This is a genomic window from Pseudomonas sp. MT3 (assembly GCF_054720805.1).
On sequence record NZ_JBTVPY010000015.1, the window covers coordinates 116,004 to 142,681 of the forward strand.

At 66.4% G+C, this 26,678-nt stretch carries 21 protein-coding genes and 1 pseudogene; 2 read left to right on the forward strand and 20 right to left on the reverse strand.

All coding sequences use genetic code 11. From position 1 onward, the window contains the following. Positions 1-284: 284 nt before the first annotated feature. The 19 genes from ACYCAX_RS16995 to ACYCAX_RS17085 form a co-directional block, all read right to left on the reverse strand. Positions 285-737, reverse strand: a complete 453-nt coding sequence (locus ACYCAX_RS16995; protein ID WP_294974536.1) for a GNAT family N-acetyltransferase — start codon at positions 735-737, stop codon at positions 285-287. A gap of 158 nt (positions 738-895) precedes the next feature. Then, positions 896-1,594 (reverse strand): urea ABC transporter ATP-binding subunit UrtE, encoded by a 699-nt coding sequence (urtE, locus tag ACYCAX_RS17000; protein ID WP_460248441.1) that lies wholly within the window; start codon positions 1,592-1,594, stop codon positions 896-898. Between the two features lie 172 nt (positions 1,595-1,766). Then, positions 1,767-2,621 carry an urea ABC transporter ATP-binding protein UrtD gene (gene urtD / locus ACYCAX_RS17005; RefSeq protein WP_460248442.1) on the reverse strand — a complete coding sequence of 285 codons (855 nt, stop codon included), beginning with the start codon at positions 2,619-2,621 and terminating at the stop codon, positions 1,767-1,769. Beyond that, positions 2,618-3,697 carry an urea ABC transporter permease subunit UrtC gene (urtC, locus tag ACYCAX_RS17010; RefSeq protein WP_460248443.1) on the reverse strand — a complete coding sequence of 360 codons (1,080 nt, stop codon included), beginning with the start codon at positions 3,695-3,697 and terminating at the stop codon, positions 2,618-2,620. Before urtC ends, urtD begins: the two co-directional genes overlap by 4 nt. Positions 3,698-3,821: 124 nt before the next feature. Beyond that, complete coding sequence (gene urtB, locus ACYCAX_RS17015; RefSeq protein ID WP_460248444.1) at positions 3,822-5,396, reverse strand: urea ABC transporter permease subunit UrtB; 1,575 nt, start codon at positions 5,394-5,396, stop codon at positions 3,822-3,824. Between the two features lie 171 nt (positions 5,397-5,567). After that, on the reverse strand, positions 5,568-6,836 hold the full coding sequence (urtA, locus tag ACYCAX_RS17020; protein ID WP_015479066.1) for an urea ABC transporter substrate-binding protein: 1,269 nt from the start codon (positions 6,834-6,836) through the stop codon (positions 5,568-5,570). A 236-nt stretch (positions 6,837-7,072) separates the two neighbouring features. Beyond that, entirely contained in the window at positions 7,073-7,666 is a 594-nt protein-coding gene (locus ACYCAX_RS17025; protein ID WP_460248445.1) for a MarC family protein, read from the reverse strand. A gap of 263 nt (positions 7,667-7,929) precedes the next feature. Next, positions 7,930-10,728, reverse strand: a complete 2,799-nt coding sequence (locus ACYCAX_RS17030; RefSeq protein ID WP_041712208.1) for a hybrid sensor histidine kinase/response regulator — start codon at positions 10,726-10,728, stop codon at positions 7,930-7,932. Between the two features lie 124 nt (positions 10,729-10,852). Beyond that, a complete protein-coding gene (gene purD / locus ACYCAX_RS17035; RefSeq protein ID WP_460248446.1) occupies positions 10,853-12,142 on the reverse strand; it encodes a phosphoribosylamine--glycine ligase in 1,290 nt (429 codons plus the stop codon). A gap of 218 nt (positions 12,143-12,360) precedes the next feature. Then, positions 12,361-13,968, reverse strand: coding sequence for a bifunctional phosphoribosylaminoimidazolecarboxamide formyltransferase/IMP cyclohydrolase (gene purH, locus ACYCAX_RS17040; RefSeq protein ID WP_460248447.1), 1,608 nt, complete (start codon positions 13,966-13,968; stop codon positions 12,361-12,363). 88 nt (positions 13,969-14,056) lie between these two features. Then, positions 14,057-14,377 (reverse strand): DNA-binding transcriptional regulator Fis, encoded by a 321-nt coding sequence (fis, locus tag ACYCAX_RS17045; RefSeq protein WP_015479061.1) that lies wholly within the window; start codon positions 14,375-14,377, stop codon positions 14,057-14,059. Continuing rightward, positions 14,374-15,405 (reverse strand): tRNA dihydrouridine synthase DusB, encoded by a 1,032-nt coding sequence (dusB, locus tag ACYCAX_RS17050; RefSeq protein WP_157883413.1) that lies wholly within the window; start codon positions 15,403-15,405, stop codon positions 14,374-14,376. Before dusB ends, fis begins: the two co-directional genes overlap by 4 nt. A gap of 198 nt (positions 15,406-15,603) precedes the next feature. Beyond that, positions 15,604-17,223: a DUF3426 domain-containing protein gene (locus ACYCAX_RS17055; RefSeq protein ID WP_460248448.1), complete on the reverse strand. Its 1,620-nt coding sequence runs from the start codon at positions 17,221-17,223 to the stop codon at positions 15,604-15,606. Between the two features lie 58 nt (positions 17,224-17,281). Beyond that, entirely contained in the window at positions 17,282-18,160 is an 879-nt protein-coding gene (gene prmA / locus ACYCAX_RS17060) for a 50S ribosomal protein L11 methyltransferase (protein ID WP_294974409.1), read from the reverse strand. A 175-nt stretch (positions 18,161-18,335) separates the two neighbouring features. Continuing rightward, complete coding sequence (gene accC, locus ACYCAX_RS17065; protein ID WP_460248449.1) at positions 18,336-19,685, reverse strand: acetyl-CoA carboxylase biotin carboxylase subunit; 1,350 nt, start codon at positions 19,683-19,685, stop codon at positions 18,336-18,338. Between the two features lie 17 nt (positions 19,686-19,702). Beyond that, complete coding sequence (gene accB, locus ACYCAX_RS17070; RefSeq protein ID WP_015479056.1) at positions 19,703-20,170, reverse strand: acetyl-CoA carboxylase biotin carboxyl carrier protein; 468 nt, start codon at positions 20,168-20,170, stop codon at positions 19,703-19,705. A gap of 24 nt (positions 20,171-20,194) precedes the next feature. Then, positions 20,195-20,638, reverse strand: coding sequence for a type II 3-dehydroquinate dehydratase (aroQ, locus tag ACYCAX_RS17075; RefSeq protein WP_015479055.1), 444 nt, complete (start codon positions 20,636-20,638; stop codon positions 20,195-20,197). A gap of 162 nt (positions 20,639-20,800) precedes the next feature. Then, the gene (locus tag ACYCAX_RS17080; RefSeq protein ID WP_460248454.1) at positions 20,801-22,666 is read right to left on the reverse strand and encodes a protein-disulfide reductase DsbD; all 1,866 of its coding nucleotides are present in this window, start codon (positions 22,664-22,666) and stop codon (positions 20,801-20,803) included. 134 nt (positions 22,667-22,800) lie between these two features. Continuing rightward, the gene (locus ACYCAX_RS17085; protein ID WP_460248450.1) at positions 22,801-23,709 is read right to left on the reverse strand and encodes a LysR family transcriptional regulator; all 909 of its coding nucleotides are present in this window, start codon (positions 23,707-23,709) and stop codon (positions 22,801-22,803) included. 109 nt (positions 23,710-23,818) lie between these two features. Here ACYCAX_RS17085 and ACYCAX_RS17090 point away from each other — a divergent pair, with 109 nt between their 5' ends. Beyond that, complete coding sequence (locus ACYCAX_RS17090; RefSeq protein ID WP_460248451.1) at positions 23,819-24,922, forward strand: polyamine ABC transporter substrate-binding protein; 1,104 nt, start codon at positions 23,819-23,821, stop codon at positions 24,920-24,922. A 115-nt stretch (positions 24,923-25,037) separates the two neighbouring features. Next, a complete protein-coding gene (speB, locus tag ACYCAX_RS17095; RefSeq protein ID WP_460248452.1) occupies positions 25,038-26,000 on the forward strand; it encodes an agmatinase in 963 nt (320 codons plus the stop codon). Between the two features lie 145 nt (positions 26,001-26,145). Here the strand turns inward: speB and ACYCAX_RS17100 are convergent. After that, positions 26,146-26,661: pseudogene (locus ACYCAX_RS17100) on the reverse strand (methyl-accepting chemotaxis protein); the annotation flags it as partial. Positions 26,662-26,678: the final 17 nt, after the last annotated feature.

The window sequence follows — 26,678 nt, forward strand, 5'->3', positions numbered from 1 at the left end:
GAAACGAAGGATGCACAGGACAGAGCAATCACCGTGCCGGGCGCGCCAGGATAGTGCGCTGTTCGCTGTCGAGGACGAGCAGGTCAGGCGGGGTGAGGGATCGAGACAGAAAAGTGGGCTTGTCCGATCGGTCAGGTAAGGGCGCTTTTGCGGTGCGTCATCGACATGAATGCACCTGATCGGTGCGTAGATCCCTGTGGGAGCGAGCTTGCTCGCGAACCGGCCCGAGCTTCGACGCCCGCCGGTGTTCGCGAGCAAGCTCGCTCCTACAAAAAAGCCGGGTCTCAGCCCAGTTGCTTGCGCATGTACACGCGGTGGAAGCCGCTCTCCAGCCGGCGCGCGTATTCCTGATAGCCGTTCTTCGCATACAGCTCGATGTTCTCCACCATGCGTTCGTTGGTGTAGAGGTACAGCGACGGGTAGCCCAGCTTTGCGGCGGCTTCCTCGGCGTGCACCAGCAGCACGCGGCCGATGCCCTGGCCGGCGCACTCGGGCAGCACGGCGATGTTGTCGAGCAGGAAGCCTTCCTCGGTCTCGCGCATCACCAGCAGGCCGACCGGTGCGCCGTCCTGCTCGGCGATCAGTACGTGGTCCTCGGCGATGATGGCGTGGTAGTCGTCCAGCATCGGTCCCGGCTTGCGGCCGAGCCTGGGAATCCACTGGGCGTAGGCGGCTGCCACGCAGACTGCGGCGAAACCGGCGTCGTCATTGACGGCTGGACGCAGGACGAGGGGCATGACCAACTCCGGAAAAGCCGATACGGGCCTGGCAGCTTGCCACCCGCCACGGTCGTTCGCCAGTGACAGGTCGTCTCGGTGTGGACCTGGGTTCGCGAGCAAGCTCGCTCCTACAAGGAGCACCCATACTGATCCTGTAGGAGCGAGTTGCCCTCACCTCAGATGGCTACCAATCCGCGCACGCCCTCGGCTTCCATGTCCGCGCCGCGCCCCTGCTGGACGATCTCGCCACGGGACATCACCAGGTACTGGTCGGCCAGTTCGGCGGCGAAATCGTAGAACTGCTCCACCAGCAGGATGGCCATGTCGCCACGTTCGGCGAGCTTGCGGATCACCGCGCCGATCTCCTTGATCACCGACGGCTGGATGCCTTCGGTGGGCTCGTCGAGGATCAGCAGGCGTGGCCGGCTGGCCAGGGCGCGGCCGATGGCGAGCTGTTGCTGCTGGCCGCCGGAGAGGTCGCCGCCGCGCCGCTGCTTCATTTCCCGCAGCACCGGGAACAGCTCGTAGATGGGCTCGGGCACCGTCTTGGCCTGGCCGGCGCTGAACCGCGACAGGCCCATCAGCAGGTTTTCCTCCACCGTCAGGCGCGGAAAGATTTCCCGCCCCTGCGGCACGTAGGCGATGCCGGCATGCACGCGCTGGTGCGGTTTGAGGCCGGTGATCGGCTTGCCCTCCCAGCTGACCTTGCCTTCCCTGGCCGGCACCAGGCCCATCAGGCAGCGCAGCAGGGTGGTCTTGCCCACGCCGTTGCGCCCGAGCAGGCAGGTGACCTCGCCGATCTTCGCGTCGAACGACAGGCCACGCAGGATGTGGCTGCCGCCGTAGTACTGGTGCAGATTGTCGACTTGCAGCATGGATTGGTTCCTGGGCTCTTGGCTTTGAGAACGCCGTTGTAAAGGGCCGTGATCGCGTCTGTGGATGCAAGGCGCCGGACACTTCACCCAGCGGAGTTGCCGACTGGCAATGAGCATGGGGGAAGTGTCCGGCAACGCCGCAGACGCAGGTGCGAGCGCGGCCAATTCAGAACTAGCGGCCGAGATAGACCTCTATGACCTGCTCGTTCGCCTGCACTTCCTCCAGTGAGCCCTCGGCCAGTACATGCCCCTGGTGCAGCACGCTGACGTGGTCGGCGATGCTGCCGACGAAGCCCATGTCGTGCTCCACCACCATCAGCGAATGCTGGCCGGCGAGGGATTTGAACAGCTCGGCGGTGAACTCGGTCTCGGCGTCGGTCATGCCCGCCACCGGCTCGTCCAGCAGCAACAGTTGCGGCTCCTGCACCAGCAGCATGCCGATCTCCAGGAACTGCTTCTGCCCGTGGGAGAGCAGCCCGGCGGGGCGGTTGCGCGACTCGCGCAGGCGGATGGTGGTGAGCACTTGCTCGATGCGGTCCTTCTGCTCGCCGGAGAGCTTCGCCCGCAGGCTGGCCCATACCGACTTGTCGGTCTTCTGCGCGAGCTCCAGGTTCTCGAATACCGAGAGCGCCTCGAACACCGTGGGCTTCTGGAACTTGCGGCCGATGCCGGCCTGGGCGATTTCCACCTCGCTCATGCGGGTCAGGTCGAGGGTTTCGCCGAAGAACGCCTTGCCGTTGTCCGGACGGGTCTTGCCGGTGATCACGTCCATCAGCGTGGTCTTGCCCGCGCCGTTGGGGCCGATGATGCAGCGCAACTCGCCGACGCCGATGTACAGCGTGAGGTCGCGCAGGGCGCGGAAGCCGTCGAAGCTGACGTTGATGTCTTCCAGGGTGAGGATGGTGCCGTGGCGCACGTCCAGCTGGCCGCTGGCGCTCGAACCGATGCCGATGGCATCGCGGCTGGCGCCTGGGTCGCGGTTGGGATCGTAGGCCGGTTCCAGCATCAGGTGGGGGACTGCTCTCATTGCTCTTTCTCCCGCTTGATCAGGCCGAGGATGCCGCGCGGCAGATACAGGGTGACGACGATGAACAGCGCGCCGAGGAAGAACAGCCAGTACTCGGGGAAGGCCACGGTGAACCAGCTCTTCGCGCCGTTCACCACGCCGGCGCCGAGCAGCGGGCCGATCAGCGTGCCGCGCCCGCCGAGGGCGACCCAGACGGCGGCCTCGATGGAGTTGGTCGGCGACATTTCGCTGGGGTTGATGATGCCCACCAGCGGCACGAACAGCGCGCCGGCGAGGCCGCAGAGCACGGCGCTCAGGGTCCAGACGAAGAGCTTGTAGCCGCGCGGGTCGTAGCCGCAGAACATCAGGCGGTTCTCGGCGTCGCGCAGAGCGGTGAGCACCCGGCCGAACTTGCTGCGCGCCAGGGCGAAGCCGATGGCCAGGCTCGCCGCCAGCAGCAGGACGATGGCGATGAACAGCGCCGCGCGGGTGCCCGGCGCGGTGATCGGAAAGCCCAGGATGCTGCGGAAGTTGGTGAAGCCGTTGTTGCCGCCAAAACCGGTCTCGTTGCGGAAGAACAGCAGCATGCCGGCGAAGGTCAGCGCCTGGGTCATGATCGAGAAGTACACGCCCTTGATCCGCGAGCGGAAGGCGAAGAAGCCGAATACCATCGCCAGCAGGCCGGGCGCCAGCACCACCAGGCACAGCGCCCAGAGGAAGTGCTGGGTGCCGGCCCAGTACCAGGGCAGCTCCGTCCAGGAGAGAAAGGTCATGAACGCCGGTAACTGGTCGCCGGCGGCCTCGCGCATCAGGTACATGCCCATGGCGTAGCCGCCCAGGGCGAAGAACAGCCCGTGGCCCAGCGACAACAGGCCGGCATAGCCCCAGATCAGGTCCAGGGCCAGGGCGACGATGGCATAGCAGAGGATCTTGCCGGTGAGCGTCAGCCCGTAGGCGGAGAGGTGCAGCGCGTGGCTCTCCGGCAGCAGGTGCAGCAGCGGCAGGATCAGCAGCGCGACGAGGGCGGCGCCGACGAGCCCGGCGGTGAGTTTCGGGCCGGCCTTCTGCGCGGCCGTCACGGTGAGTGGCTGGTTCATGGGCAAGTTACCTGTAGGAGCGAGCTTGCTCGCGAACAGATTTTCCGGCGGCGCCGCGGCTGGGCAGGTTCGCGAGCAAGCTCGCTCCTACGAAGAGCAGTCAGTTCGGGCATTGGAATTTTCATCAATCGATGACCCTCCCTTTCAGAGCGAAGAGCCCCTGCGGACGTTTCTGGATGAACAGGATGATCAGCGCGAGGATCAGGATCTTGCCCAGCACCGCGCCGATCTGCGGTTCGAGGATCTTGTTCACCACGCCCAGGCCGAAGGCGGCCAGCACGCTGCCGGCGAGCTGGCCGACACCGCCGAGCACCACCACCAGGAAGGAGTCGATGATGTAGCTCTGGCCCAGGTCCGGGCCGACGTTGCCGACCTGCGACAGCGCCACGCCTCCGAGGCCGGCGATGCCCGAGCCGAGGCCGAAAGCGAGCATGTCGACGCGGCCGGTGGGCACGCCGCAGCAGGCGGCCATGTTGCGGTTCTGGGTGACGGCGCGGACGTTCAGGCCCAGCCGCGTGCGGTTGAGCAGCAGCCAGGTAAGCGCGAGCACGAACAGCGCGAAGCCGATGATGACGATGCGGTTCCACGGCAGTACGAGGTTGGGCAGCACCTGGATGCCGCCGGACAGCCACGCCGGGTTGGCCACCTCGACGTTCTGCGCGCCGAACAGCACGCGCACCAGTTGGATCAGCACCAGGCTGATGCCCCAGGTGGCGAGCAGGGTTTCCAACGGTCGACCGTAGAGATGGCGGATCACCGTGCGCTCCAGCGCCATGCCGATGCACGCGGTGACCAGGAAGGCCACCGGCAGGGCGAGCAGCGGGTACAGCTCCAGCACACCAGGCGCGTAACGCTGGCAGAGCAACTGCACCACATAAGTGGAGTAGGCGCCGAGCATCAGCATTTCTCCGTGGGCCATGTTGATCACCCCGAGCAGGCCGTAGGTGATGGCCAGGCCCAGGGCGGCCAGCAGCAGGATCGAGCCCAGCGACAGGCCGCTGAACGCCTGGCCGAACAGATCGCCCATCAACAGGCGGCGCTTGACCTGGCCGAGGCTGGTGGCGGCGGCGGTGCGCACCGAGTCGTCCGGTTCGACGGCGGGGTCGAGGAGGTTTTCCAGGCGGGTGCGCGCCTGCGGATCGCCGGATTCGCCCAGCAGGCGTACGGCGGAGAGGCGCACTGTGGGGACGGGATCGGCCAGTTGCAGGTTGGCCAGGGCCAGTTGCAGGGCGGCTTTGACGTCGTTGTCGGACTCTTCGTTGAGGCGATATTCGAGCAACGTGCGTTGCGCCGGACGGGCGCTCTTCTGCAGCTGACGCGCGGCGTCCAGGCGCACGGAGGGGCTGTCGGCGACCAGCTGGTGGCTGGCCAGTGCGGTGTTGAGCAGCCCGCGCAGGCGGTTGTTCAGGCGCAGCTTCTGCGGCTCACCATCTGCAGCGGCATCGCCTTCGGCGGCGTGGTACTGACCATCGTCAGCGAGCAGGAAGGCGCTGTTCTGCGCATCGACGGCGACGCGGCCGGATTGCAAGGCGACGAGGAAATTCAGGCGTGCGGCATCGGGAGCGGCGGCCCAGGATTCCAGCAGCTTCGCCTGCTCGGGAGCGTCGGCGCGGGTGAAATCCTGCGCGGGGGTGGCCAAGGCTGGATTAGCCAGCAGCAGGGCCAAGAGCAAGACGCAGGTGTGGATAAGTTGGGGCATTAGGATTTTCCTGGTGGAACTGATGCCAGACGATTCCCTCACCCCGGCCCTCTCCCGGAGGGAGAGGGGGCAGATTGGCGTCAGGATGAATGCCGTGCCAACCGACAACTCCGAACAGTCCCCTCTCCTGAGGGAGAGGGCTAGGTGAGGGTGCTCTCGCGCCGAAAAGAATCAGTTACCGCGCACCGCGTAATCCGGCTTCTTGTCGTTGCCCGGAATGAACGGGCTCCACGGCTGCGCGCGGATCGGCTCGGGGGTTTTCCAGACCACGTTGAACTGACCGTTGTCCTCGATCTCGCCGATCATCACCGGCTTGTGCAGGTGGTGGTTGGTCTTGTCCATGCTCAGGGTGAAGCCCGACGGCGCCTTGAAGGTCTGCCCGGCCATGGCCTCGCGGACCTTGTCGACATCGGTGCTGCCGGCCTTCTGCACGGCCTGCGCCCACATGTGGATGCCGACGTAGGTGGCTTCCATCGGGTCGTTGGTCACGGCGGTGCTGTAGTTGGGCAGGTTCTTGGCCTTGGCGTACGCCTTCCAGTCAGCGACGAACTTTGTGTTCTCCGGATTCTTCACCGACTCGAAGTAGTTCCACGCGGCGAGGTTGCCCACCAGCGGCTTGGTGTCGATGCCGCGCAATTCTTCCTCGCCCACGGAGAAGGCCACCACCGGTACTTCGGTGGCTTCCAGGCCCTGGTTCGCCAGCTCCTTGTAGAACGGCACGTTGGAGTCGCCGTTGACGGTGGAGATCACTGCGGTCTTGCCGCCGGCGGAGAACTTCTTGATGTCGGCGACGATGGTCTGGTAGTCGCTGTGGCCGAACGGCGTGTAGACCTCCTGGATGTCCTTGTCGGCCACGCCCTTGCTGTGCAGGAAGGCGCGCAGGATCTTGTTGGTGGTGCGCGGGTAGACGTAGTCGGTGCCCAGCAGGAAGAAGCGCTTGGCGCCGCCGCCGTCCTCGCTCATCAGGTATTCCACCGCCGGGATGGCCTGCTGGTTCGGCGCCGCGCCGGTGTAGAAGACGTTGGGCGACATCTCTTCACCCTCGTACTGCACCGGGTAGAACAGCAGGCCGTTGAGTTCCTCGAACACCGGCAGCACGGATTTGCGCGACACGCTGGTCCAGCAGCCGAAGACCACCGCGACCTTGTCCTGGGTCAGCAGCTGGCGCGCCTTCTCGGCGAACAGCGGCCAGTTGGAGGCCGGGTCGACCACCACCGCTTCGAGCTGCTTGCCGTTCACCCCGCCCTTGGCGTTGATCTCGTCGATGGTCATCAGCGCCATGTCCTTGAGCGAGGTCTCGGAGATCGCCATGGTGCCGGACAGCGAATGCAGGATGCCGACCTTGATGGTCTCGGCGGCCTGGGAGCTGAACGGGAACAGACCGGTGAGCAGCAGGGCGCTCATTGCCAGCGTACTTTTCAACAACGGACGACGTTTCATCGCGGCAGCCTCCTTGGCTATCCAGGGGCGGGGAGTTGCCGGTGCGGCAGCTTCCCCGGAAATGGGGCGACCCCGAGCGGGATCGAAGCTGCCATCGCAGCATCCGTGCCAAACAGGCAAAAGCCTTGGCGCAGATGGGTTGGACGCGATTTTCTGTCGTAGGAGTGGGTTTTTTTAGTGCGCGGCTTTGGTGCGCCGAACACGCTTTGGCGCACGGCGCTCCCCAATGGTGCGCATTACTGCGGAATGAAGTAGCCGCGCACGCCGGTCATGATGATCTGTGCCGCCAGGGCGCAGACGAACAGGCCCATCAGCCGGCTGACGATCTGCAGGCCCTGGTCGCCGAGGATCTTTTCGATCTTGTCGGAAAGGTACAGCGTGATGCCCAGAGTCAGGCAGGCGAGGAAGATCGCGGCGATGGCCAGCAGCTTGTTCTCCCATTCCTGGTTCACCCCCATGACCAGCAGGGCTCCGATGGTGCCGGGGCCGACGGTGATCGGGATGGTCAGCGGGACGATGGTGACGTCCTGCTGTACGTTGTCGCTCTGCACCGCCGAGCGTCCCTGGGCCATGCTCAGCGCGGAGATGAACAGCACGCTGCCGGCGCCGATGCGAAAGGCGTCGGCGGTGATGCCGAACAGGGTGAAGATGTAGCGCCCGAACAGGTACAGCAGCACGCTGGCGATCAACGCCGCCAGGGCCACGCGCCACGCCATGTGCTTGCGATCGCGCGGACCGAAACCACGGCTCAGGCTGATGAAGCAGGACAGCACGAAGAAGGGGCTGTAGAGCACCAGCATCTTCAGGTACACGCTGGACAACACATGCATGGGGGAAACTCGTCCGGGTTGAGAGAGGTGTGGCAGGCAAAGCATAGCGGGTGGGGCGGTGCGGGAGAAATGCCCTGGCGTGTAGGAGCGGACTCTGTCCGCGATCCCGCATGGCACGCTGCATGATCCGTCGCGGACTAGGGTTGGGCGAAGTGCCTGGGTGACGGGAAGTGCCTGTAGGAGCGAGCTTGCTCGCGAACCAGCCCCCCGCAGCGGAATCTATTCGCGAGCAAGCTCGCTCCTACGAAAAGCCGAAACCGGGATCAGGACGGCAACGCGTCGCTCTGCTGGCGCAGCCGGCGGTCGCGCTCGCCGACCCAGTAGGCCACCAGCTCGCGCAACTGCGACAGCTCCACCGGCTTGGCCATGTGGCCGTCCATCCCGACCAGCCGCGCGCGCTCCTTGTGCTCGCTGAGGATGTGCGCGGTAAGCGCCACCACCGGGGTGTGCGGCCGGTGTTCGTTGGCTTCCCAGGCACGCAGGCGCTCGGTGGCGGAGAAGCCGTCGAGCACCGGCATCTCGCAGTCCATCAGTACCAGGTCGTACTGCGTGGACTTCATCGCCGCCAGGGCTTCCTCGCCATTGCTGGCGGTGTCCGGCTGCAGGTTGAGCTTGCTCAGCATGCCGCGGATGACCTTGGTGGAGATGCTGTTGTCCTCGGCCACGAGGATGCGGAAATCGCCCGGCAGCACCGCCGGCGCCGGTTCGCTGCTGGGCTGCAGGTAGTTGCTCACGCCGCTGGGGCCGCGTCGCGCCAGCTCCTCGGCAAGGGTTGCCTTGAGGGTGTAGCCGGCCACCGGTTTGGCGAGGATGCGCTTGATCCCGGCGTTGCGGGAGATGATCTTGCTCGGCGCGTTGCTGATGCCGGTGAGCATGACCAGCAGGATGTCGTGGTTGAGGTTGGGGTCTTCCTGGATCTTGGTGGCCAGTTGCATGCCGGTCATGCCGGGCATGTCCTGGTCGAGCAGGACCACGTCGAAGTACTCGCGCAGGTGCGCCTTGGTGCGCAACTGGGCCAGCGCTTCCTTGCCGGAGGAAACGGCGCTGACGTTCATGCCCCAGGCGCTGCACTGCTGCACCACGACCTTGCGGCAGGTCTGGTTGTCATCCACCACCAGAATGCGTGCGCCCTGCAACGGGCTGTCGAGGTCGGCGGAGGGTTGCTGCAACTGCTGTGGGTCCAGCGGCAGGCTCAGCCAGAGCAGGTTGCCCGTGCCTTCGGCCATGCCGCCGCTTTCGATGCCGTTCTCGATGCCGAAATCGCCAGACATCAGGCGGATCAACTGGCGCGCGATGATCAGCCCGAGGCGGCTGCTCAGGCGGGTGGCGGAGAGGAAATCGCGGCTGTGCAGTTCGGCGGTGAGCAGTGCCTGACGGTCGGCGCTGTCCAGCGGGCGGCCGCTGTCCTGCACGGCGATGCGCAGGCGTGGATGTTCCGGCGGGCCGTCGAGCGCGACCACCAGCAGGATCTCGCCTTCGTCGGTCTGCTTGAAGGCATTGTCCAGCAGGCTCAGCACGGCCTGGCGCAGGCGCGTCGGGTCGCCGCTGACGATGCGCGGCACCTGCGGCTGGGTGAAGCTGATCAGCTCGACCTTCTGCTGCTCGGCCTTGGCGCGGAAGATCGCCAGGCAGTCTTCGATCAGCGCGCCGAGGTCGAACTGCACTTCGTCCAGCTCGATCTGCCCGGACTCCAGCTTGGAGATGTCGAGGATCTCGTTGATCAGTGCCAGCAGTTCGTTGCCGGCACTGTGGATGGTCTGTACGTAGTCGCGCTGCTTGGCCGACAACGGCGTGCCGAGCAGCAGTTCGGTCATGCCCAGCACGCCGTTCATGGGGGTGCGGATCTCATGGCTGATCTTGGCCAGGAAGTCGCCCTTGGCCTTGAGTTCGGCGACGCTGGCGGCGCGCTGGCGGCTGGCGGCGAACTGCTCGTCCTGGAGTTTGCGCTGGCGTTCGGCGAGGGCGAGGCTGAGCAGGAACCCGACCAGCGCGGTAAGACCGAGCAGGCCACTGCCCAGCCATTCGGCGCGGGTCGGCAGGTAGCCCAGCAGCGAGGGCAGGCTCAGGCACCAGACCAGCACGAAGAGGCCCATGCCCACGGCGAACAGGCGCGCCGGATGGTAGCCGTGGGTCCAGTAGTAGACCGCTACCGAGAGCATGCCCAGGCTGACCAGGGTGATCAGGCCGTAGACCAGGTCGCTCAGCGGCAGCGCGAGCAGCAGGTGCGCCGCCGCGCCGAGGACCATCAGGGCGGCGGTGCCGCCCAGCAGCAGCCGCTTGAGCGGCAGGCGCGGGGCGAGGCCTGTGAAGAAACTGGCGGTGTAGCCCAGGGCGCAGAACAGCGCCAGCATCAGGCTGAACTGTGCGGTGAGCGGCTGCCAGGTCTGATGCGGGCCATACCAGGGGCTCAGCAGGCCGAACAGGGTGAGGCAGGCCAGCAGCAGGCTCGCATGCACGCCGGCGAGCCACAGGCCGCTGGGGACGCGGGTGTAGGCGAAGCGCACGAGGTTGTAGATCAGCAGCATGGAGAGGCAGCCGATCAGGATGCCGAAATGCAGCGGGCGCTGCTCGTTGTCCGGCTGGCTGGCATCCTCGATGCTGATGTTGGGCCGCAGCGGCTGGCTGGAGGCCAGGCGCAGGTAGAGGTCCAGGGGCGCGGCGGCGTTGCGCAGCGGCAGGACGATGTCGCTGCTCAGCAGCGGGCGCTGCAGCGGTGACAGGTTGCCGGCGCTTTTCTGCTCCAGCACCGTCTGGTCCTGGACGATGAAGAGTTCGAGGCTGTCCAGGCTGGGGGCGAAGAGACGCAGTTGCCGGGGCGATTCGCTGACGGGCAGGCGGTAGTGCAGCCAGGTGCTGCCAGGGCCGGCGGGCGCGTGCAGTTCGTTGATGTTGAGCGGGCTGAAGAGTGTGCTGTAGCGCGGGGAGAGGATGTCCTGCAACTGCAGGCGGGCTTCGCTGTCGTGGAGTTGCGACCAGCCGGAGTCCTGGCTTGCCGCATGACAGACCAGAGCGGCCAGCAGCAAGCTGACGAGGAGTCCTGTGGCAGTCCAGAGCCGACGCACGGCGAAGTCCCTTCGGTAGTGAGTGGCCCGATTATAGCCAAGTGCGCAAAGGGCAGTAATCCACACGGGCACGCGGGGACCAGGGGCCGGGAGCGTCGCGGTCGGACGCCCCGGCAGCCGGGTTTCAGCCCTCGCCGCGCTCGCGAGCGATGGCGCGATAGCCGATGTCCTTGCGGTAGAAGCAGCCGTTCCAGCGGATCTTTTCCGCCAGGCGGTAGGCCTGCTCCTGGGCCGAGGAAACGTTCGGGCCGATGGCGGTGGCGCAGAGTACTCGGCCGCCGCTGGTGACGACCTGGCCGTCCTTCAGCGCGGTGCCGGCGTGGAACACCTTGCCGTCGAGCTTCGCGGCTTCGTCCAGGCCTTCGATGACGTCACCCTTGGCGTAGTCGCCCGGGTAGCCGCCGGCGGCCAGCACCACGCCCACGGTCGGACGCGGATCCCAGGTCGCCTCGACCTTGTCCAGCGCCTTGGCCAGCGCGGCCTCGACCAGCAGGACCAGGGAGGATTCCAGACGCACCATGATCGGCTGGGTTTCCGGGTCGCCGAAGCGGCAGTTGAACTCGATGACCTTGGGCGCGCCGCTCTTGTCGATCATCAGGCCGGCGTAGAGGAAGCCGGTGTAGACGTTGCCTTCCTCGGCCATGCCGCGCACGGTCGGGTAGATGACTTCGTCCATCACGCGCTGGTGCACGTCCGGAGTGACCACCGGAGCCGGCGAATAGGCGCCCATGCCGCCGGTGTTCGGGCCGGTATCGGCGTCGCCGACGCGCTTGTGGTCCTGGCTGGTGGCCATCGGCAGCACGTTCTGGCCATCGACCATGACGATGAAGCTGGCTTCCTCGCCGTCGAGGAACTCTTCGATCACCACGCGCGATCCGGCGTCACCGAAGGCATTGCCGGCGAGCATGTCGCGCACGGCGTCTTCGGCTTCGGCCAGGGTCATGGCGACGATCACGCCCTTGCCCGCGGCCAGGCCGTCGGCCTTGATCACGATGGGCGCGCCTTTCTCTTTCAGGTAGGCCAGCGCCGGCTCGACTTCGGTGAAGTTCTGGTAGTCGGCGGTGGGGATCTGGTGGCGCGCCAGGAAGTCCTTGGTGAAGGCCTTGGAGCCTTCCAGCTGGGCGGCGCCGGCGGTGGGGCCGAAGATCTCCAGGCCACGGGCGCGGAACAGGTCGACCACGCCTTTGACCAGCGGAGCCTCGGGGCCGACGATGGTCAGCTGCACGTTCTTCGCGGCGAAATCGGCCAGCTCTTCCAGGGCCAGCACGTCGATGGCGACGTTCTCGCACTTGGCTTCGGTGGCGGTGCCGGCGTTGCCCGGCGCGACGAAGACCTTCTGCACGCGCGAATCCTGCGCGACCTTCCAGGCCAGCGCGTGCTCGCGACCGCCGCTGCCGATGATGAGTACGTTCATTGGAGTTCTCCTGAACAGTTCCGGACCTGCCGGATTCCCGGGTATCGCTTCGCTCCACCCAGGCTACGAGAGCTTTTTTCCAGCCTGTGCGAGGTCGCAATGGAGTGGCTGGATGCAAGGCGCGGACGGCTTCGACAAGCGGAGTTGCCTATTGGCAATGAGCATTGGCGAAGTCGTCCGCAACGCAGCAGACGGCCGCTACAGTGCGGCCGTCCCGGTTAATGCCTAAAGTGGCGCATGCCGGTGAACACCATGGCAATGCCGGCTTCGTCGGCGGCGGCGATCACTTCGTTATCGCGCATCGAGCCACCCGGCTGGATCACCGCGGTGATACCGGCCTTGGCAGCGTTGTCGATGCCGTCGCGGAACGGGAAGAAGGCGTCGGAAGCCATTACTGCGCCCGCAACGATCAGGCCGGCATGCTCGGCCTTGATGGCGGCGATGCGGGCGGAGTTCACGCGGCTCATCTGGCCGGCGCCGACGCCGACGGTCTGGCGCGCCTTGGCGTAGACGATGGCGTTGGATTTGACGAACTTGGCGACTTTCCAGGCGAAGATCAGGTCGTGGATTTCCTGCTCGCTCGGGGCGCGCTGGGTGACGATCTTCAGGTCATCGGCGGTGATCATGCCGATGTCGCGGCTCTGTACCAGCAGGCCGCCGTTGACGCGCTTGAAGTCCCAGCCCGGCGCACGCTCGGCCGGCCACTCGCCGCATTCGAGCAGGCGCACGTTGGCCTTGGCAGCGACCACGGCACGGGCGGCTTCGGAGATTTTCGGGGCGATGATGACTTCGACGAACTGGCGCTCGACGATGGCCTGGGCGGTTTCGCCGTCCAGCTCGCGGTTGAAGGCGATGATGCCGCCGAAGGCCGACTCGGTGTCGGTGGCGTAGGCCAGGTCGTAGGCCTTGCGGATGCCGCCTTCGTTCTCCGGAACCACGGCCACGCCGCACGGGTTGGCGTGCTTGACGATGACGCAGGCCGGCTTGACGAAGCTCTTCACGCATTCCAGCGCGGCGTCGGTGTCGGCCACGTTGTTGAACGACAGTTCCTTGCCCTGCAGCTGGATGGCGGTGGAGACGCTGGCCTCGCCCTTCTTCGCCTCGACGTAGAAGGCCGCGCTCTGGTGCGGGTTCTCGCCGTAGCGCATTTCCTGCGCCTTGATGAACTGGCTGTTGAAGGTGCGCGGGAAGGCACCGCGATCATCGGTGGACAGGCTGTCGCGCGCCTGGTCGATGGTGCCCAGGTAGTTGGCGATCATGCCGTCGTAGGCGGCGGTGTGCTCGAACGCCTTGAGCGCCAGGTCGAAGCGCTGGGCATAGGTCAGGCCGCCGGCCTTCAGGCTCTCGACCACGCCGGTGTAGTCGCCGGCGTTGACCACGATGGCGACGTCCTTGTGGTTCTTCGCCGCGCTGCGGACCATGGTCGGGCCGCCGATGTCGATGTTCTCGATGGCGGTCGGCAGGTCGCAGTCGGCCTTGGCCACGGTCGCTTCGAACGGGTACAGGTTGACCGCCACCAGGTCGATCGGCTTGATGCCGTGCTCTTCCATCACCGCGCCGTCGAGGTCACGACGGCCGAGGATGCCACCGTGGATCTTCGGGTGCAGGGTCTTCACCCGGCCGTCCATCATTTCCGGGAAGCCGGTGTAGTCGGCCACTTCCACGGCGGCGATGCCGTTGTCCTTGAGCAGCTTGTAGGTGCCGCCGGTGGAGAGGATCTCCACGCCGAGGGCAGCCAGCTCACGGGCGAAATCGACGACGCCGGTCTTGTCGGAAACGCTGATCAGGGCGCGGCGGATGGACAGGCGGGTGGTTTGGTCGGTCATAACGGATTCCACAAAGGCTACGGGCTTCCGGTATCGGGCGAGGGGGCCGGGCGACCGCTGGGTCGCGGCCCATCGCCTGCTACCGTGGTCAGAGAAGGTCGTACTGCTTGAGTTTCTTGCGCAGGGTCCCGCGGTTCAGCCCCAGCAGTTCGGAGGCTTTGGTCTGGTTTCCCTTCACGTAGTTCATGACGGTTTCCAGCAGCGGCGCTTCGACTTCGCAAAGCACCATGTTGTACACGTCCGTGACCGGCTGCCCTTCGAGATGGGCGAAATAGTTGTGCAGTGCCTTTTCCACGCTGTCGCGGAGGGTCTGACCCTCCTGCGTCGGAGCGGTCAGGTGCTGTTTAAGGTTGGCGTTGTCGCTCACGGGTGTCATTCCACTCACTAATGTCTCGGTCATCGTTGTCATGCGGCCACCCCTTCTCCGTTATTGTGGCGCTCGGCGAAGAACTGCCTGACGCTGGCGCTCTGTGCATCCGTGTCCTGCAAACGATTGAACAGGGTGCGGAACTCCGCCGCACCCGGCAGGGTAGCGAGGTACCAGCCCACGTGCTTGCGGGCAATTCGCACACCCATGTCTTCCCCATAAAACGCATGCAATGCAGCGAGGTGTTCGAGCAGGATGCCCTCCACTTCGTGCAGGCTCGGCGCCGGCAATGTCTCGCCGGTGCCCAGGTAATGATCGATCTCGCGGAAGATCCAGGGCCTGCCCTGGGCGGCGCGTCCGATCAGCAGGGCATCCACCCCGGTCTGTTCGAGCACTTGCCGTGCCTTGCGCGGCGAATCGATATCACCGTTGGCGAAGACCGGAATGGAAACCGCCTGCTTGATCGCTGCGATGGTTTCGTACTCCGCTTCGCCGGTGTAGAGGTCGGCACGGGTCCTGCCGTGCACCGCCAGCGCCTGGATGCCCGACTGCTCGGCGATCCGCGCCACCGTCACACCGTTCTTGTTCGACCGGTCCCAGCCGGTGCGAATCTTCAGGGTGACGGGAACCTCCACGGCCGCGACCACCGCCTCGAGGATGTCGGCCACCAGCCGTTCATCCTTCATCAGTGCGGAACCCGCGGCCTTGTTGCACACCTTCTTCGCCGGGCAACCCATGTTGATGTCGATGATCTGGGCGCCGAGCTCCACATTGCAGCGGGCGGCTTCCGCGAGCATCTGCGGGTCGCCGCCGGCGATCTGCACCGAACGCGGTTGATCCTCATGGTCGTGCTGCAGGCGCAGGCGCGACTTGCGGCTGTTCCACAGGCGGACGTCGCTGGTGACCATCTCCGACACCACCATGCCGGCGCCGAGACGGCGGCACAGTTGGCGGAACGGACGATCGGTTACGCCGGCCATCGGGGCCAGGATCAGTCTGTTGGGCAGTGTGTAGGAGCCGATGCGTACCACCGACCTGAGTTCCCTGGTTAATGGGGCGGGAACGCCGATGCGCCGCGCGTTGTAAGACTCGCGGGTGCGTTTCGGGGCCTGCCACCGGTGCTAGCAAAAAAGGGAGGGCATGATACCCGCTCTCGATGACCGGATAAAGGCGAATCTGGATAAATTCTGAACAGCCGAAGGCTTATCACCCAGGGTTGGAAGACGAGCGGAACTGGCGCCGGACGGCCTTCTGAGCTATGCGCCGGATCACTCCGGCGAATGGAAGCTCAGACTGTAGTTCACGGCCTTCGGACCCGGGTCGAGGATGTCCAGGGAAATATGGATCGGCGTCTGTGGCGGCATCTCGTTCTGCCCGGCCAGCTCGCCCGAAAGGTATTCGCTGGGCTTGAAGCGGCGGCTGGCGATCAACTGGCCGTTCAGGTCGGCGAAGCGCATCTCCAGCAGCGGGAAGGGCTGCGAGAAGTTGGCGCGGTTGTAGATGATCGCGTCCACCACCAGGGCGCCGCTGAAGTCCGGGTGGCTGCGCACCACCAGATTGCTGCTGCGGATCTGCTCCACGTCCACCTTGGAGGGCAGCGTGCAGCCCAGTTCCGGGCAGGCCTGGGCGAACCAGGGGCGGTACTGGTCCTGGCGGGCCAGTTCCTCGAAGTGGTAGGCGATGTACTGCCCGGCCAGGGCGGCCAGGGCCAGCAGCACCAGCAGCAGCCAGAACAGGCGGCGACCCCAGCGGCGCTTGGGTTTCTGCCAGTCCAGTTGCAGCGGCTCGTCGCTCAGGTCCTGCAGGCCGTCGTTGCGCAGTGCGGGGTCGGCACGATGACTGTCGGTACGCGGGGCGGCGACGGTGGGTTCGTCGTCGTGGTCTTCCTCGACGTGCCCGGGCTCGTCGTCGTCGCGACGGGCGCTGAAGGTTGGCAGTCCGTCATCATCATCCGTGGTGTCGATGCGCGGCGCTGCTGTTTCCGGCTCCGGTGCGGAGGCGGGAGCTTCGTCAGGCGGGGGAAGAGGGCTGGAGGCCGGCTCTTCCGGCTCGTCGGCCGACCGGTGGTCGAGGCTGGGCTCCTGGCGGGCGGCGCGGTGGCTGCTGGGCTGTTCCGCTTGCAGCAGGGCTTCGGCCCAGCGTTCGTCATGCGGGTCGCGCTTTTCGTCCTGTTTGACCTGCAGTGCTTCGCTGGGGCCGGGGGCGCGATCGATGCTGAGGAATTCCTGGGACAGCTCGAACTCATCCAGCTTGGCCAGTTCTTCATCGAGGTTGAGGTTGTCCAGATCCAGATCGTCGTGGATCCACAGCGTCTCGTCCTTCTTCGCGGAGGCGGTTTCGGGACTGGCCGATTCGTCGGTGACTGGCGCCGCTGCCATGACCGGGGCTGCCGCCACTGCGGGCGCTGGCTCGGGGCGGGGCTCCGGCCGGGGTTCCGGAACAGGGGCGGGCGTGGCTTCCGGCATGGGCTTGGGGGCGACGATTTTTTCCGCGACATCACTGGAGTGCCGCGCCGCGTGGGGAGCCAGTGGCCAGCCGAGGGTGGCGGCGCCGGAGACGGGGGCGGGGACCGGCTGCGATTTTTCCGGGGCGAAGGCGGTGAAGGCCGGCGCAGGGACGGGCGCTGCCTCGGCGGTGGCGGGCGCCGCCGGTTCGATCGCGGGTTTCGGCGCGGGTGCAGGCGTCGGCGACGGCGGATTGACGGGGGGCGGAACCACGGCCGTCAGGATCGGGGCCGGTGTCGACTCGCCCAGCATGTTCTGCGGGGCGTTGAAGACCTTCAGGCAGGTTCCGCAGCGCACCGCCCCGCTGGCCGCGCCCAATTGCGCCGAGTTGACGCGGAAGCGGGTCTGGCAATGGGGGCACTGTGTGATGAAGCTGTCACTCATGCGGCGGTCCGGCGAAAAACAAACGGTTAGTCTAACCCAAGCCCCTTGCGGCGGGCACTCAGCGGCGGCGACCGGTAATGCGGATCCAGCCTTCGTGCTCGGCGGTCGGGTCGAGGTCGAAGGCGCCGGCATAGGCCGCGCGCACTTCCTCGGCCTGCTCGGCAAGGATGCCCGAGAGGGCCAGTCGGCCACCGGGCTTGACCAGCCCGGTGAGTTGCTCTGCCAATGTGACCAGCGGACCGGCCAGAATGTTCGCTACCAGGACGTCCGCCGGCTCCTTTGGCAGATCGGCGGGCAGGTAGACGGGGAATCTGGCCGGGTCGATGCCGTTGCGCGAGGCGTTGTCGCGGGAGGCTTCCAGCGCCTGCGGGTCGATGTCGGTGCCGGCGGCGCGTTCGGCGCCCAGCAGCAGCGCGGCGATGGCGAGGATGCCCGAGCCGCAGCCGAAGTCCAGTACGTACTGGCCGGCCAGCTCCTGGCCATCGAGCCATTGCAGGCACAGCGCGGTGGTCGGGTGGGTGCCGGTGCCGAAGGCCAGGCCCGGATCGAGCAGCAGGTTCACTGCGTCCGGCTCCGGCGCGTCGTGCCAGCTGGGCACGATCCACAGGCGGCGGCCGAAACGCATCGGCTTGAAGTTGTCCATCCAGCTGCGTTCCCAGTCCTGGTCCTCGATCCGTTCGATCTGGTGCTGCGGCAGCTCGCCGCCGGTCAGCAGGGTGAGGTGGGCGAGCAGCGCGGCTTCGTCGGTATCGGCTTCGAACAGTGCGAGCAGGTGGGTATGGCTCCACAGCGGGGTGGTGCCCAGGTCCGGCTCGAAGATCGGCTGGTCTTCGGCGTCCATGAAGGTCACCGAGACGGCGCCGACTTCCAGCAGCGCATCTTCGTAGGTTTCCGCCTGATCCGGGGTGATGGCGAGTCGGACTTGGAGCCAGGGCATGGGGCGGGACCTCGATGCTGCTGAAAGGACGACGGGCCGTTTGGAAGGCCCGCAAATAAAGGCGGCAAGCTTACTGCACGGCACCCCGCCATGCCAGCGTGCGGGGGCTGCAAAGCACAAGGGCCGCCCGGAGGCAGCCCTTGTGTCGAAGGTGAAGCAGGCTTTCAACAAGCGCTTAGTGCTTGTCCATGCCCAGCTTCTTCTCCAGGTAGTGGATGTTCACGCCACCTTTGCAGAACTCCTTGTCGCGGACCAGATCCTTGTGCAGCTCGGTATTGGTCTTGATGCCGTCGACGATCAGCTCGTCCAGGGCATTGCGCATGCGCGCCAGGGCTTCGGCTCGGTCCTTGCCGTAGGTGATGACCTTGCCCACCAGCGAGTCGTAGTTCGGCGGTACGGCGTAGCCGCTGTACAGGTGCGAATCGACGCGCACGCCGTTGCCGCCCGGCGCGTGGAAGTGCTTGACCTTGCCAGGGCTCGGCATGAAGGTCTTCGGGTCTTCGGCATTGATCCGGCATTCCAGCGCATGGCCACGGATGACCACGTCTTCCTGGCGGATCGACAGCTTGTTGCCCGAGGCGATGCTGAGCATTTCCTTGACGATGTCGATACCGGTGACCATCTCCGACACCGGATGCTCCACCTGGACGCGGGTGTTCATCTCGATGAAGTAGAAGCGGCCGTTCTCGTAGAGGAACTCGAAGGTGCCGGCGCCACGATAGCCGATCTCGATGCAGGCCTGGACGCAGCGGGCCAGCACTTCTTCGCGGGCCTTCTCGTCGATGCCCGGGGCAGGGGCTTCTTCCAGCACCTTCTGGTGACGGCGCTGCAGGGAGCAGTCGCGGTCGCCCAGGTGGATGGCGTTGCCCTGGCCGTCGGAGAGCACCTGGACTTCCACGTGACGCGGGTTGGTCAGGAACTTCTCCAGGTAGACCATCGAGTTGCCGAAGGCCGCACCCGCTTCGGTGCGGGTCAGCTTGGCGGACTTGATCAGGTCTTCCTCGTGGTACACGACGCGCATGCCGCGACCACCGCCGCCACCGGCGGCCTTGATGATCACCGGGTAGCCAACCTCGCGGGCGATCGCCAGCGCGGTCTCTTCGTCTTCGGGCAGCGGGCCGTCGGAGCCCGGTACGGTCGGCACGCCGGCTTTCTTCATGGCGTCCTTGGCGGACACCTTGTCACCCATCAGGCGGATGACATCGGCGCTCGGGCCGATGAAGGTGAAGCCCGAGCGCTCGACCTGTTCGGCGAAGTCGGCGTTCTCGGCGAGGAAGCCGTAACCGGGGTGGATGCCCACGGCGCCGGTAACCTCGGCCGCGGCGATGATCGCCGGGATGTGCAGGTAGGACTGCGCAGCCGGGGCCGGACCGATGCAGACCGCTTCGTCGGCCAGCGACAGGTGCATCAGCTCGCGGTCAGCGGTCGAGTGCACGGCCACCGTCTTGATGCCCAGCTCCTTGCACGCGCGCAGGATGCGCAGCGCGATTTCGCCGCGGTTGGCGATCAGTACTTTTTCCAACATCGCAGGCTCCCCGCGGCTTAAACGATGGTGAACAGGGGCTGGTCGAACTCGACCGGCTGGCCGTTCTCCACGAGGACTTGACCGATCACGCCGCTGGTCTCGGCCTCGATGTGGTTCATCATCTTCATGGCTTCGACGATGCACAGGATGTCGCCTTTCTTCACGCTCTGGCCGACTTCGACGAAGTTGGCGGAGGTCGGCGAGGCGGCGCGATAGAAGGTGCCGACCATCGGCGAGCGCACGGCGTTGCCGTTGAGCACCGGTGCGGCCGGAGCGGCTTCGGCGGTCGGGGCTGCGGCGGCAGCGACCGGAGCGGCTGCGACGGGAGCCGGGGCGTAGGCCGGGGCGGCGGCGTAGACCGGCTGGGCGGCGGTCTTGCTGTGACGGCTGATGCGTACGGACTCTTCGCCCTCTTTGATCTCCAGTTCGTCGATGCCGGATTCTTCGAGCAGTTCGATCAGTTTCTTGACTTTACGGATGTCCATCAGTGTTCGCTCTCCCAGGTGAGGTCACGGGCGTTCAAGTTGTTCGAGGGCGGATTCCAGGGCCAGGCGATAGCCTGTGGCGCCCAGACCGCAGATCACCCCTACCGCCACGTCGGAAAAGTAGGAGTGATGCCGGAAAGGTTCGCGTTTGTGCACGTTGGAAAGGTGCACTTCGATGAATGGGATGCTCACTGCGAGCAATGCGTCACGTAGGGCGACACTCGTATGCGTGAACGCGGCCGGATTGATCAGGATGAAGTCCACGCCTTCGTTGCGCGCGGCATGGATCCGGTCGATCAGTTCGTACTCGGCGTTGCTCTGCAGGTGCATCAGGTGATGGCCGGCCTCGCGGGCGCGGCGCTCCAGGTCCTGGTTGATCTGCTCGAGGGTGACGGAGCCGTACTTGTCGGGCTCGCGGGTGCCCAGCAGGTTGAGGTTGGGCCCGTGCAGTACCAGTAAGGTCGCCATCTGGATGCTCTTGTCCTTCTTCATGGGCGGAAAAAGATAGGGCGGGACTATGCCGGAAAGCTGGCGTGACTGTCCAGTCATGCCGGTTTTGCCGTAGATGTCGGCATGTTGCCAGCCGATTACGGCAAAACCATTGCGGCGGAGGGTGCGAGCGCAGAGGGCTCAGCTGCGCGAGGAGGCCTGGCGCAGACGTTCGGCGAGGGTGGCGGCATCGGTTTCGCCGATGATGCGCAGATCGCTCCATTCGTCGCCTTTGGGCGAGAAGAACAGCAGCGCCGGCGGGCCGAACAGGTTGTAGCGGTCGAGCAGGGCACGCTGTTCCTCGGTGCTGGCGGTCATGTCGAAGCGCAGCAGGACGAAGCCGGGTAGTTGCGCCTGGACTTCCGGGGTCGGCAGCACCTGGCGCTCGATGATCTTGCAACTGATGCACCAGTCGGCGTACCAGTCCAGCAGCACCGGCCGACCGGTGGCCTGGGCGCTGGCCAGGGCGGCGTTGAGCTGGGCCGGGGTAGTGACGTTCTGCCAGTCGCCGGGTGTCGAGGTTGGCGGGCCGGCGTGCAGGCCCGGAGCGCCGCGGCCCAGCGGGTGCATCGGGTCGGATTCGCCGCGCAGGGCGCCGGTCCAGGCGGCTACGGCGTAGACCAGCAGCATCAGGCCGAGCAACTGGCCGAGGCGCTGCAGCGGCTTCTTCGGTCCCAGCTCCAGTGTGCCGATGGCCAGGGCGACGCCACCGGCCAGGGTGCCCCAGAGGGTCAGCGCCACGGGGCCTGCGACCAGGCGTTCGAGCATCCAGATGGCCACCGCCAGCAGCATCACGCCAAACACGTTGCGCACGCCGTTCATCCAGGCGCCGCTCTTAGGCAGCAGCGCCCCGCCGCCGACGGCGAATATCACCAGCGGCGTGCCCATGCCCAGGCCCAGGGAGAACAGCAGCATGCCGCCGCCCGCTGCATCGCCGGTGCTGCTGATATAGAGCAGCAGGCCGGCCAGCGGGGCGGTGACGCAGGGCGAGACCAGCAGGCTGGACAGCACGCCGAGCGTGGCGGCGCCGGCGATGGAGCCGCCACGGGTGTTGTTCGCCATGTTGTCCAGGCGCTCGCGCAGGAAGCCTGGCAGGCGCATCTCGAACACGCCGAACATGGCGATGGCGAAGACCACGAAGAAGGCCGCGAAGGGGATCAGTACCCAGGGCGACTGCAGCATCGCCTGCAGGTTGAGCTTGGCGCCGAACAGGCCCATCAGGGTGCCGAGCACTGCGTAGCAGGCCGCCATCGGCAGCACGTAGGCCAGCGACAGCGCCAGGCCGCGCATGCCGCCCGGACGGCCGCGCAGCACGACCCCGGAGAGGATCGGCAGCATCGGCAGCACGCAAGGGGTGAAGGTCAGCGCCAGGCCCAGCAGGAAGAAGATCACCAGGGCGCGGCCAAGCTTCTTGATCTTGCCCGGCTCGTGGTCGCCGAGCAGGCTGGCCAGCGGGTTGTCGCTGGTCGCTGCCTTGGCGGCGCTGCCGCTGGCCTCGGTGGCAGCCGCGGCGGCGGTGACCAGGCTGGCGGCCTGGCCGTCGGCGATCCGCAGGCGGGTGGTTTCCGGTGCGTAGCACAGGCCCTTGTCGGCGCAGCCCTGGTAGCTCACCACCAAGGTGAAGGGCTTGTGCTGCGGGTTGTTCAGCGGCACATCGAGGTCGGTGATGGCGTAATAGACGATGGTGTCGCCGAAGTAGTCGTCATGGTGCTGCTTGCCCGGCGGCAGCTTCACCTCGCCCACGGTCACGCCGCTGCCGGCCGGCTCGACCTTGAAGCTGAAGCGGTGCTGGTAGAGGTAGTAGCCGTCGGCATTGATGAAGCGCAGCTTCACCTGCTGGCTGTCGCTGTCCTCGACGCTTAGGCGGAAGGCCTCGGCCACCGGGAGAAAATCGCCCTTGGCGGGCTGTCCGACGGAGAAGCCGCCCTTGTCGGCGGGCTTGTCGAACAGGCCAGCGGCAGCGGGCAGGGCGACCAGGAACAGGAGCAGGGTGAGCAGGCGGCGCATGGACATCTCGCGGACTACGTAGGTGGCGGGCATGATAGCGGAAAGCGCCCGGCACGGCCGGGGCAGCTGTGACAAGAAGTGAGCAGGCCGTTGGGATTGCGCCGCAGGGCCCGTGTTCCCGTTCATCGACTGCGTCAATCGGCCGCGGATTGGCCAAAGGCCGCCAGCAGGTCGCTGGCGAAGGCCTGCTCGGCATCGCCGGGGTGCCGGCCACGGTGGCGGGTCAGGCTGAAGGCCACGTCGAATCCCAGCTCGCCCGGCAGCAGTTCGCGCAACTGGCCGCGTTCCAACCAGGACGCGGCGACATGTTTCGGCAGGTAGCCGACGTGCTGGCCGGAAAGGATGAACGACAGGCTGCCGTCCACCTGCTCGCAGCGTGCGCTGCTGCGGCTGGTCTGCAATGGCTGGTCGGCGTCGATGAAGCGGTAGGGGTGGTGCACCTGGTCGGCGTCGGCCAGGGAGTCGCGGCTGGGGCCGGGGGCGTCGAAGGCCGGGTGGCCGATACCGCAGTACAGGCCCTGGGGCTCGCTGAACAGCGGCACATGCTCCAGCGCCGCCTGGGTGCCGGCGAAATAGCCGATGGCCAGGTGCAGGCGGTCTTGCAGCAGCAGGCGCTCCAGCTCGGCGGGCGTGGTGGTCACCAGCTCCAGCGTTACCGCCTCGTTGCGCTGGCGGAAGTGCCGGACCGCCTCGGACAACTGCGCCAGCACCCGTTCGTCGAGGGCTTCGGACAGGCCGAGGCGCACCTCGCCCAGCAGTTTGTCGGCGACCCCGCGAGCCTCGTTGCGAAAGCCTTCGATGGCGACGAACAGCCGGCGGGTCGCCTGCAGCAGGTGTTCGCCCTTGGGCGTCAGGCGGAAACCGCCCTTGCCGCGTTCGCACAGGCGATAGCCCAGGCGCGTCTCCAGCTTGGCCATCTGGATGCTGATGCTCGGCTGGCTCAGCCCGAGTTCGCCTTGTGCCGCGCTGAAGCCGCCGCATTCGACCACGGTGACGAACAGGCGCAGCAGTTGCAGGTCGAGGTCGCGCAGTTGGCTGAGCATGGTCGTCTCCAAACATTGTCCTGATGATATGCCAAAGTAATTAACTTTGTATTTTTGAAAAGTAAAGCTCCCGGCATGCTCGCCCCATAACCACAACAAAGCCGAGGCGATGATCATGCGTGCGTTCTTCCGGGCGACTCTTGCGGCCCCTCTTGTGGCGTTGCTCGCGACCATGCCCCTGCAGGCACAGGAGCGGGCGCTCAACCTGTACAACTGGGCGGATTACGTCGGCGCCGATGCGCTCAAGCGCTTTCAGGCCGAGACCGGCATCCGCGTGAAGTACGACACCTTCGACAGTGCCGAGGTGCTCGACAGCAAGCTGATGACCGGCGCCAGCGGCTACGACGTGGTGTTCCCCGCCAGCAGCGGGCTGGCCCGGGCGATCCAGGCGAAAGCCGTGCAGCCGGTGGACAGCGCACAACTGAAGAACTTCGCCAACCTCGACCCGGAGCTGTTGGCCAAGCTGGCCACCGTCGACCCCGGCAACCGCTTCGGCGTGCCCTATACCTGGGGCACCGTGGGCCTGGCGATCAACAAGGAAGCGGTGCTCAAGCGCATCCCCGATGCTCCGCTGGACAGCCTCGACCTGCTGTTCAAGCCCGAATACGCCAGCCGTCTGGCCGACTGCGGCATCTCACTGATCGACTCGCCCCAGGAAGTCATCAGCGTGGCGCTGAACTACCTGGGCAAGCCGCCTTACAGCACCGACGCGGCCGACCTCGCCCAGGTCCGTGAACTGCTGGCCAAGTTGCAGCCCAATGTGCGCTACGTCGCCAGCGGCAAGCACATCAACGACCTGGCCAACGGCACCCTCTGCGTCGCCCTGACCTACACCGGTGATGCGCTGACGGGGGCCGCGCAGGCGAAGCAGGCGAACAAGCCGTTCGAGGTGATCTACCGGATTCCCAAGGAGGGCACGCTGATCTGGTTCGACACGATGGCCATCCCGGTGGATGCCCCGCACCCGCAGGAGGCCCGTGCCTTCATCGACTTCATGCTGCGCCCGGAGTCCATCGCCGAGCTGACCAATACCCTGTACTTCGCCAACGCCAACCGGAAGGCCACGCCGCTGCTCGCACCCGAGGTGGCTGGCGACCCGGACATCTATCCGCCGGCCGCCATGCGCCAGAAGTTGTTCGGCGAGCAGTTGCTGACCTTGAAGCAGCAGCGCGAGCGCACCCGGTTGTGGTCGGCATTCCGCACGCGTACCTGACGAACATTGCATTACGTGCGTTTTCGTAGGGCGGATAAAACGCCAGCGTTATCCGCCCTACGGAAGTGACCGTTCTGAGCAAACCTGATCAACCGATAACCACGACGAGGACGCCATGGACCAAGCCCACGACAACGACCAGGCCATCACCCGCGATAGCCTTTACGGCACCTCCGCCGAAGCGACCTACGCCGGTATCACCAGCTTCATGCGCCGCCGTTACAGCCGCGACCTGCGTGGCGTCGACCTGGTGGTCAGCGGCGTGCCTTTCGACACCGCCACCACCAACCGCCCCGGCAGCCGCTTCGGACCGCGGGCGATCCGCGCCGCCTCGGTGCAGATGGCCTGGGCCCGGCACTTCCCCTGGGAGTTCGATCCCTTCGACCACCTGGCAGTGATCGACTACGGCGACTGCTCCTTCGACCACGGCGTGCCGCAGGAAACCCCTGAGGTCATCGAAGCCCACGCCGCACGCATCCTCGATGCCGGCTGCGCGCTGCTGACCCTGGGCGGCGACCACTTCATCAGCTACCCGCTGCTCAAGGCCCATGCGAAGAAACACGGCCCGCTGTCGCTGATCCACTTCGACGCGCACAGCGACACCTGGCCGGACGAGGATTGCCAGCGCATCGACCACGGCACCATGTTCTACCATGCCGCCCGCGAGGGGCTGGTCGATCCGGCGCGTTCGGTGCAGGTCGGCCTGCGCACCACCAACGACGACGTGATGGGCTTCCAGGTGCTGGACGCCCGCGAGGTGCACCGCAACACGCCGCAGGCCATCGCCGAGCGCATCCGCGCGCGGGTGGGCGACAACCCGGTGTACCTGACCTTCGACATCGACTGCCTCGACCCGGCCTTCGCTCCGGGCACCGGCACGCCGGTGTGTGGCGGGTTGAGTTCGCACCAGGCGCTGGAAATCCTCCGCGCGCTGCGCGGCATCAACCTGGTGGGGATGGACGTGGTGGAAGTCGCGCCGCCCTACGACAGCGCCGAGATCACCGCCCTGGCCGGCGCGACCCTGGCGATGGAGATGGTTTGCCTGTACGCGGCGCGGCACAAGCTCGGCGAGCGTTGAGCCAGGTCTGAAAGGCGTTCGCGAGCAAGCTCGCTCCTACAAGTCGAGCTCCGGCATCTTTCTGTAGGAGCGAGCTTGCTCGCGAACCGCCCGGCACAAGAGCATCGCGGACGAAGTCGCTCCTACGCGAACAGAGCCGCCGGCCTCACACCCGAAACGCCCGCACCGCGGTATGCAACGCGCCGCCCAGCTCCTGCAGTTGCTCGCCCTGGCTGCGCCCCTGGCCGATCAGGCGCAGGTTCTCGCTGCCCAGTTCGTGGATGCGCTCGCTGTGGGAGCGGATCTCGCTGACCGCGCCACTCTGCTGCGCCGAGCCCTCGGCAATGCGTTCGGCCATGCTGGCGATGGTGCGGATGGCCTCGACCACCTCGTCCAGCGCGCCTTCGGCGGCACCGGCCTGGTTGGCGGTGACTTCGGCGTGCTCGACCTGGCTGCGCATCGCCTCCACCGATTGCCGCGCGGCCTGTTGCAGACGGGCGGTGAGCTGCTGGATTTCCTCGGTGGCGCCGGCGGTGCGCAAGGCCAGCGAGCGCACTTCCTCGGCGACCACCGCAAAGCCGCGCCCTTGTTCGCCCGCGCGGGCTGCCTCGATGGCGGCGTTGAGCGCCAGCAGGTTGGTCTGCTCGGCGATGGAGCGGATCACCCCCAGCACGTTGCCGATGGTGGCCGATTCCTCGG

Bases quoted from the DNA above. Each gene is read 5' to 3' on its own strand.
- ACYCAX_RS16995 (WP_294974536.1), bottom strand. From the start codon at position 737: ATGCCCCTCGTCCTGCGTCCAGCCGTCAATGACGACGCCGGTTTCGCC.
- urtE (WP_460248441.1), bottom strand. From the start codon at position 1,594: ATGCTGCAAGTCGACAATCTGCACCAGTACTACGGCGGCAGCCACATC.
- urtD (WP_460248442.1), bottom strand. From the start codon at position 2,621: ATGAGAGCAGTCCCCCACCTGATGCTGGAACCGGCCTACGATCCCAAC.
- urtC (WP_460248443.1), bottom strand. From the start codon at position 3,697: ATGAACCAGCCACTCACCGTGACGGCCGCGCAGAAGGCCGGCCCGAAA.
- urtB (WP_460248444.1), bottom strand. From the start codon at position 5,396: ATGCCCCAACTTATCCACACCTGCGTCTTGCTCTTGGCCCTGCTGCTG.
- urtA (WP_015479066.1), bottom strand. From the start codon at position 6,836: ATGAAACGTCGTCCGTTGTTGAAAAGTACGCTGGCAATGAGCGCCCTG.
- ACYCAX_RS17025 (WP_460248445.1), bottom strand. From the start codon at position 7,666: ATGCATGTGTTGTCCAGCGTGTACCTGAAGATGCTGGTGCTCTACAGC.
- purD (WP_460248446.1), bottom strand. From the start codon at position 12,142: ATGAACGTACTCATCATCGGCAGCGGCGGTCGCGAGCACGCGCTGGCC.
- purH (WP_460248447.1), bottom strand. From the start codon at position 13,968: ATGACCGACCAAACCACCCGCCTGTCCATCCGCCGCGCCCTGATCAGC.
- fis (WP_015479061.1), bottom strand. From the start codon at position 14,377: ATGACAACGATGACCGAGACATTAGTGAGTGGAATGACACCCGTGAGC.
- ACYCAX_RS17055 (WP_460248448.1), bottom strand. From the start codon at position 17,223: ATGAGTGACAGCTTCATCACACAGTGCCCCCATTGCCAGACCCGCTTC.
- prmA (WP_294974409.1), bottom strand. From the start codon at position 18,160: ATGCCCTGGCTCCAAGTCCGACTCGCCATCACCCCGGATCAGGCGGAA.
- accC (WP_460248449.1), bottom strand. From the start codon at position 19,685: ATGTTGGAAAAAGTACTGATCGCCAACCGCGGCGAAATCGCGCTGCGC.
- accB (WP_015479056.1), bottom strand. From the start codon at position 20,170: ATGGACATCCGTAAAGTCAAGAAACTGATCGAACTGCTCGAAGAATCC.
- aroQ (WP_015479055.1), bottom strand. From the start codon at position 20,638: ATGGCGACCTTACTGGTACTGCACGGGCCCAACCTCAACCTGCTGGGC.
- ACYCAX_RS17080 (WP_460248454.1), bottom strand. From the start codon at position 22,666: ATGCGCCGCCTGCTCACCCTGCTCCTGTTCCTGGTCGCCCTGCCCGCT.
- ACYCAX_RS17085 (WP_460248450.1), bottom strand. From the start codon at position 23,709: ATGCTCAGCCAACTGCGCGACCTCGACCTGCAACTGCTGCGCCTGTTC.
- ACYCAX_RS17090 (WP_460248451.1), top strand. From the start codon at position 23,819: ATGATCATGCGTGCGTTCTTCCGGGCGACTCTTGCGGCCCCTCTTGTG.
- speB (WP_460248452.1), top strand. From the start codon at position 25,038: ATGGACCAAGCCCACGACAACGACCAGGCCATCACCCGCGATAGCCTT.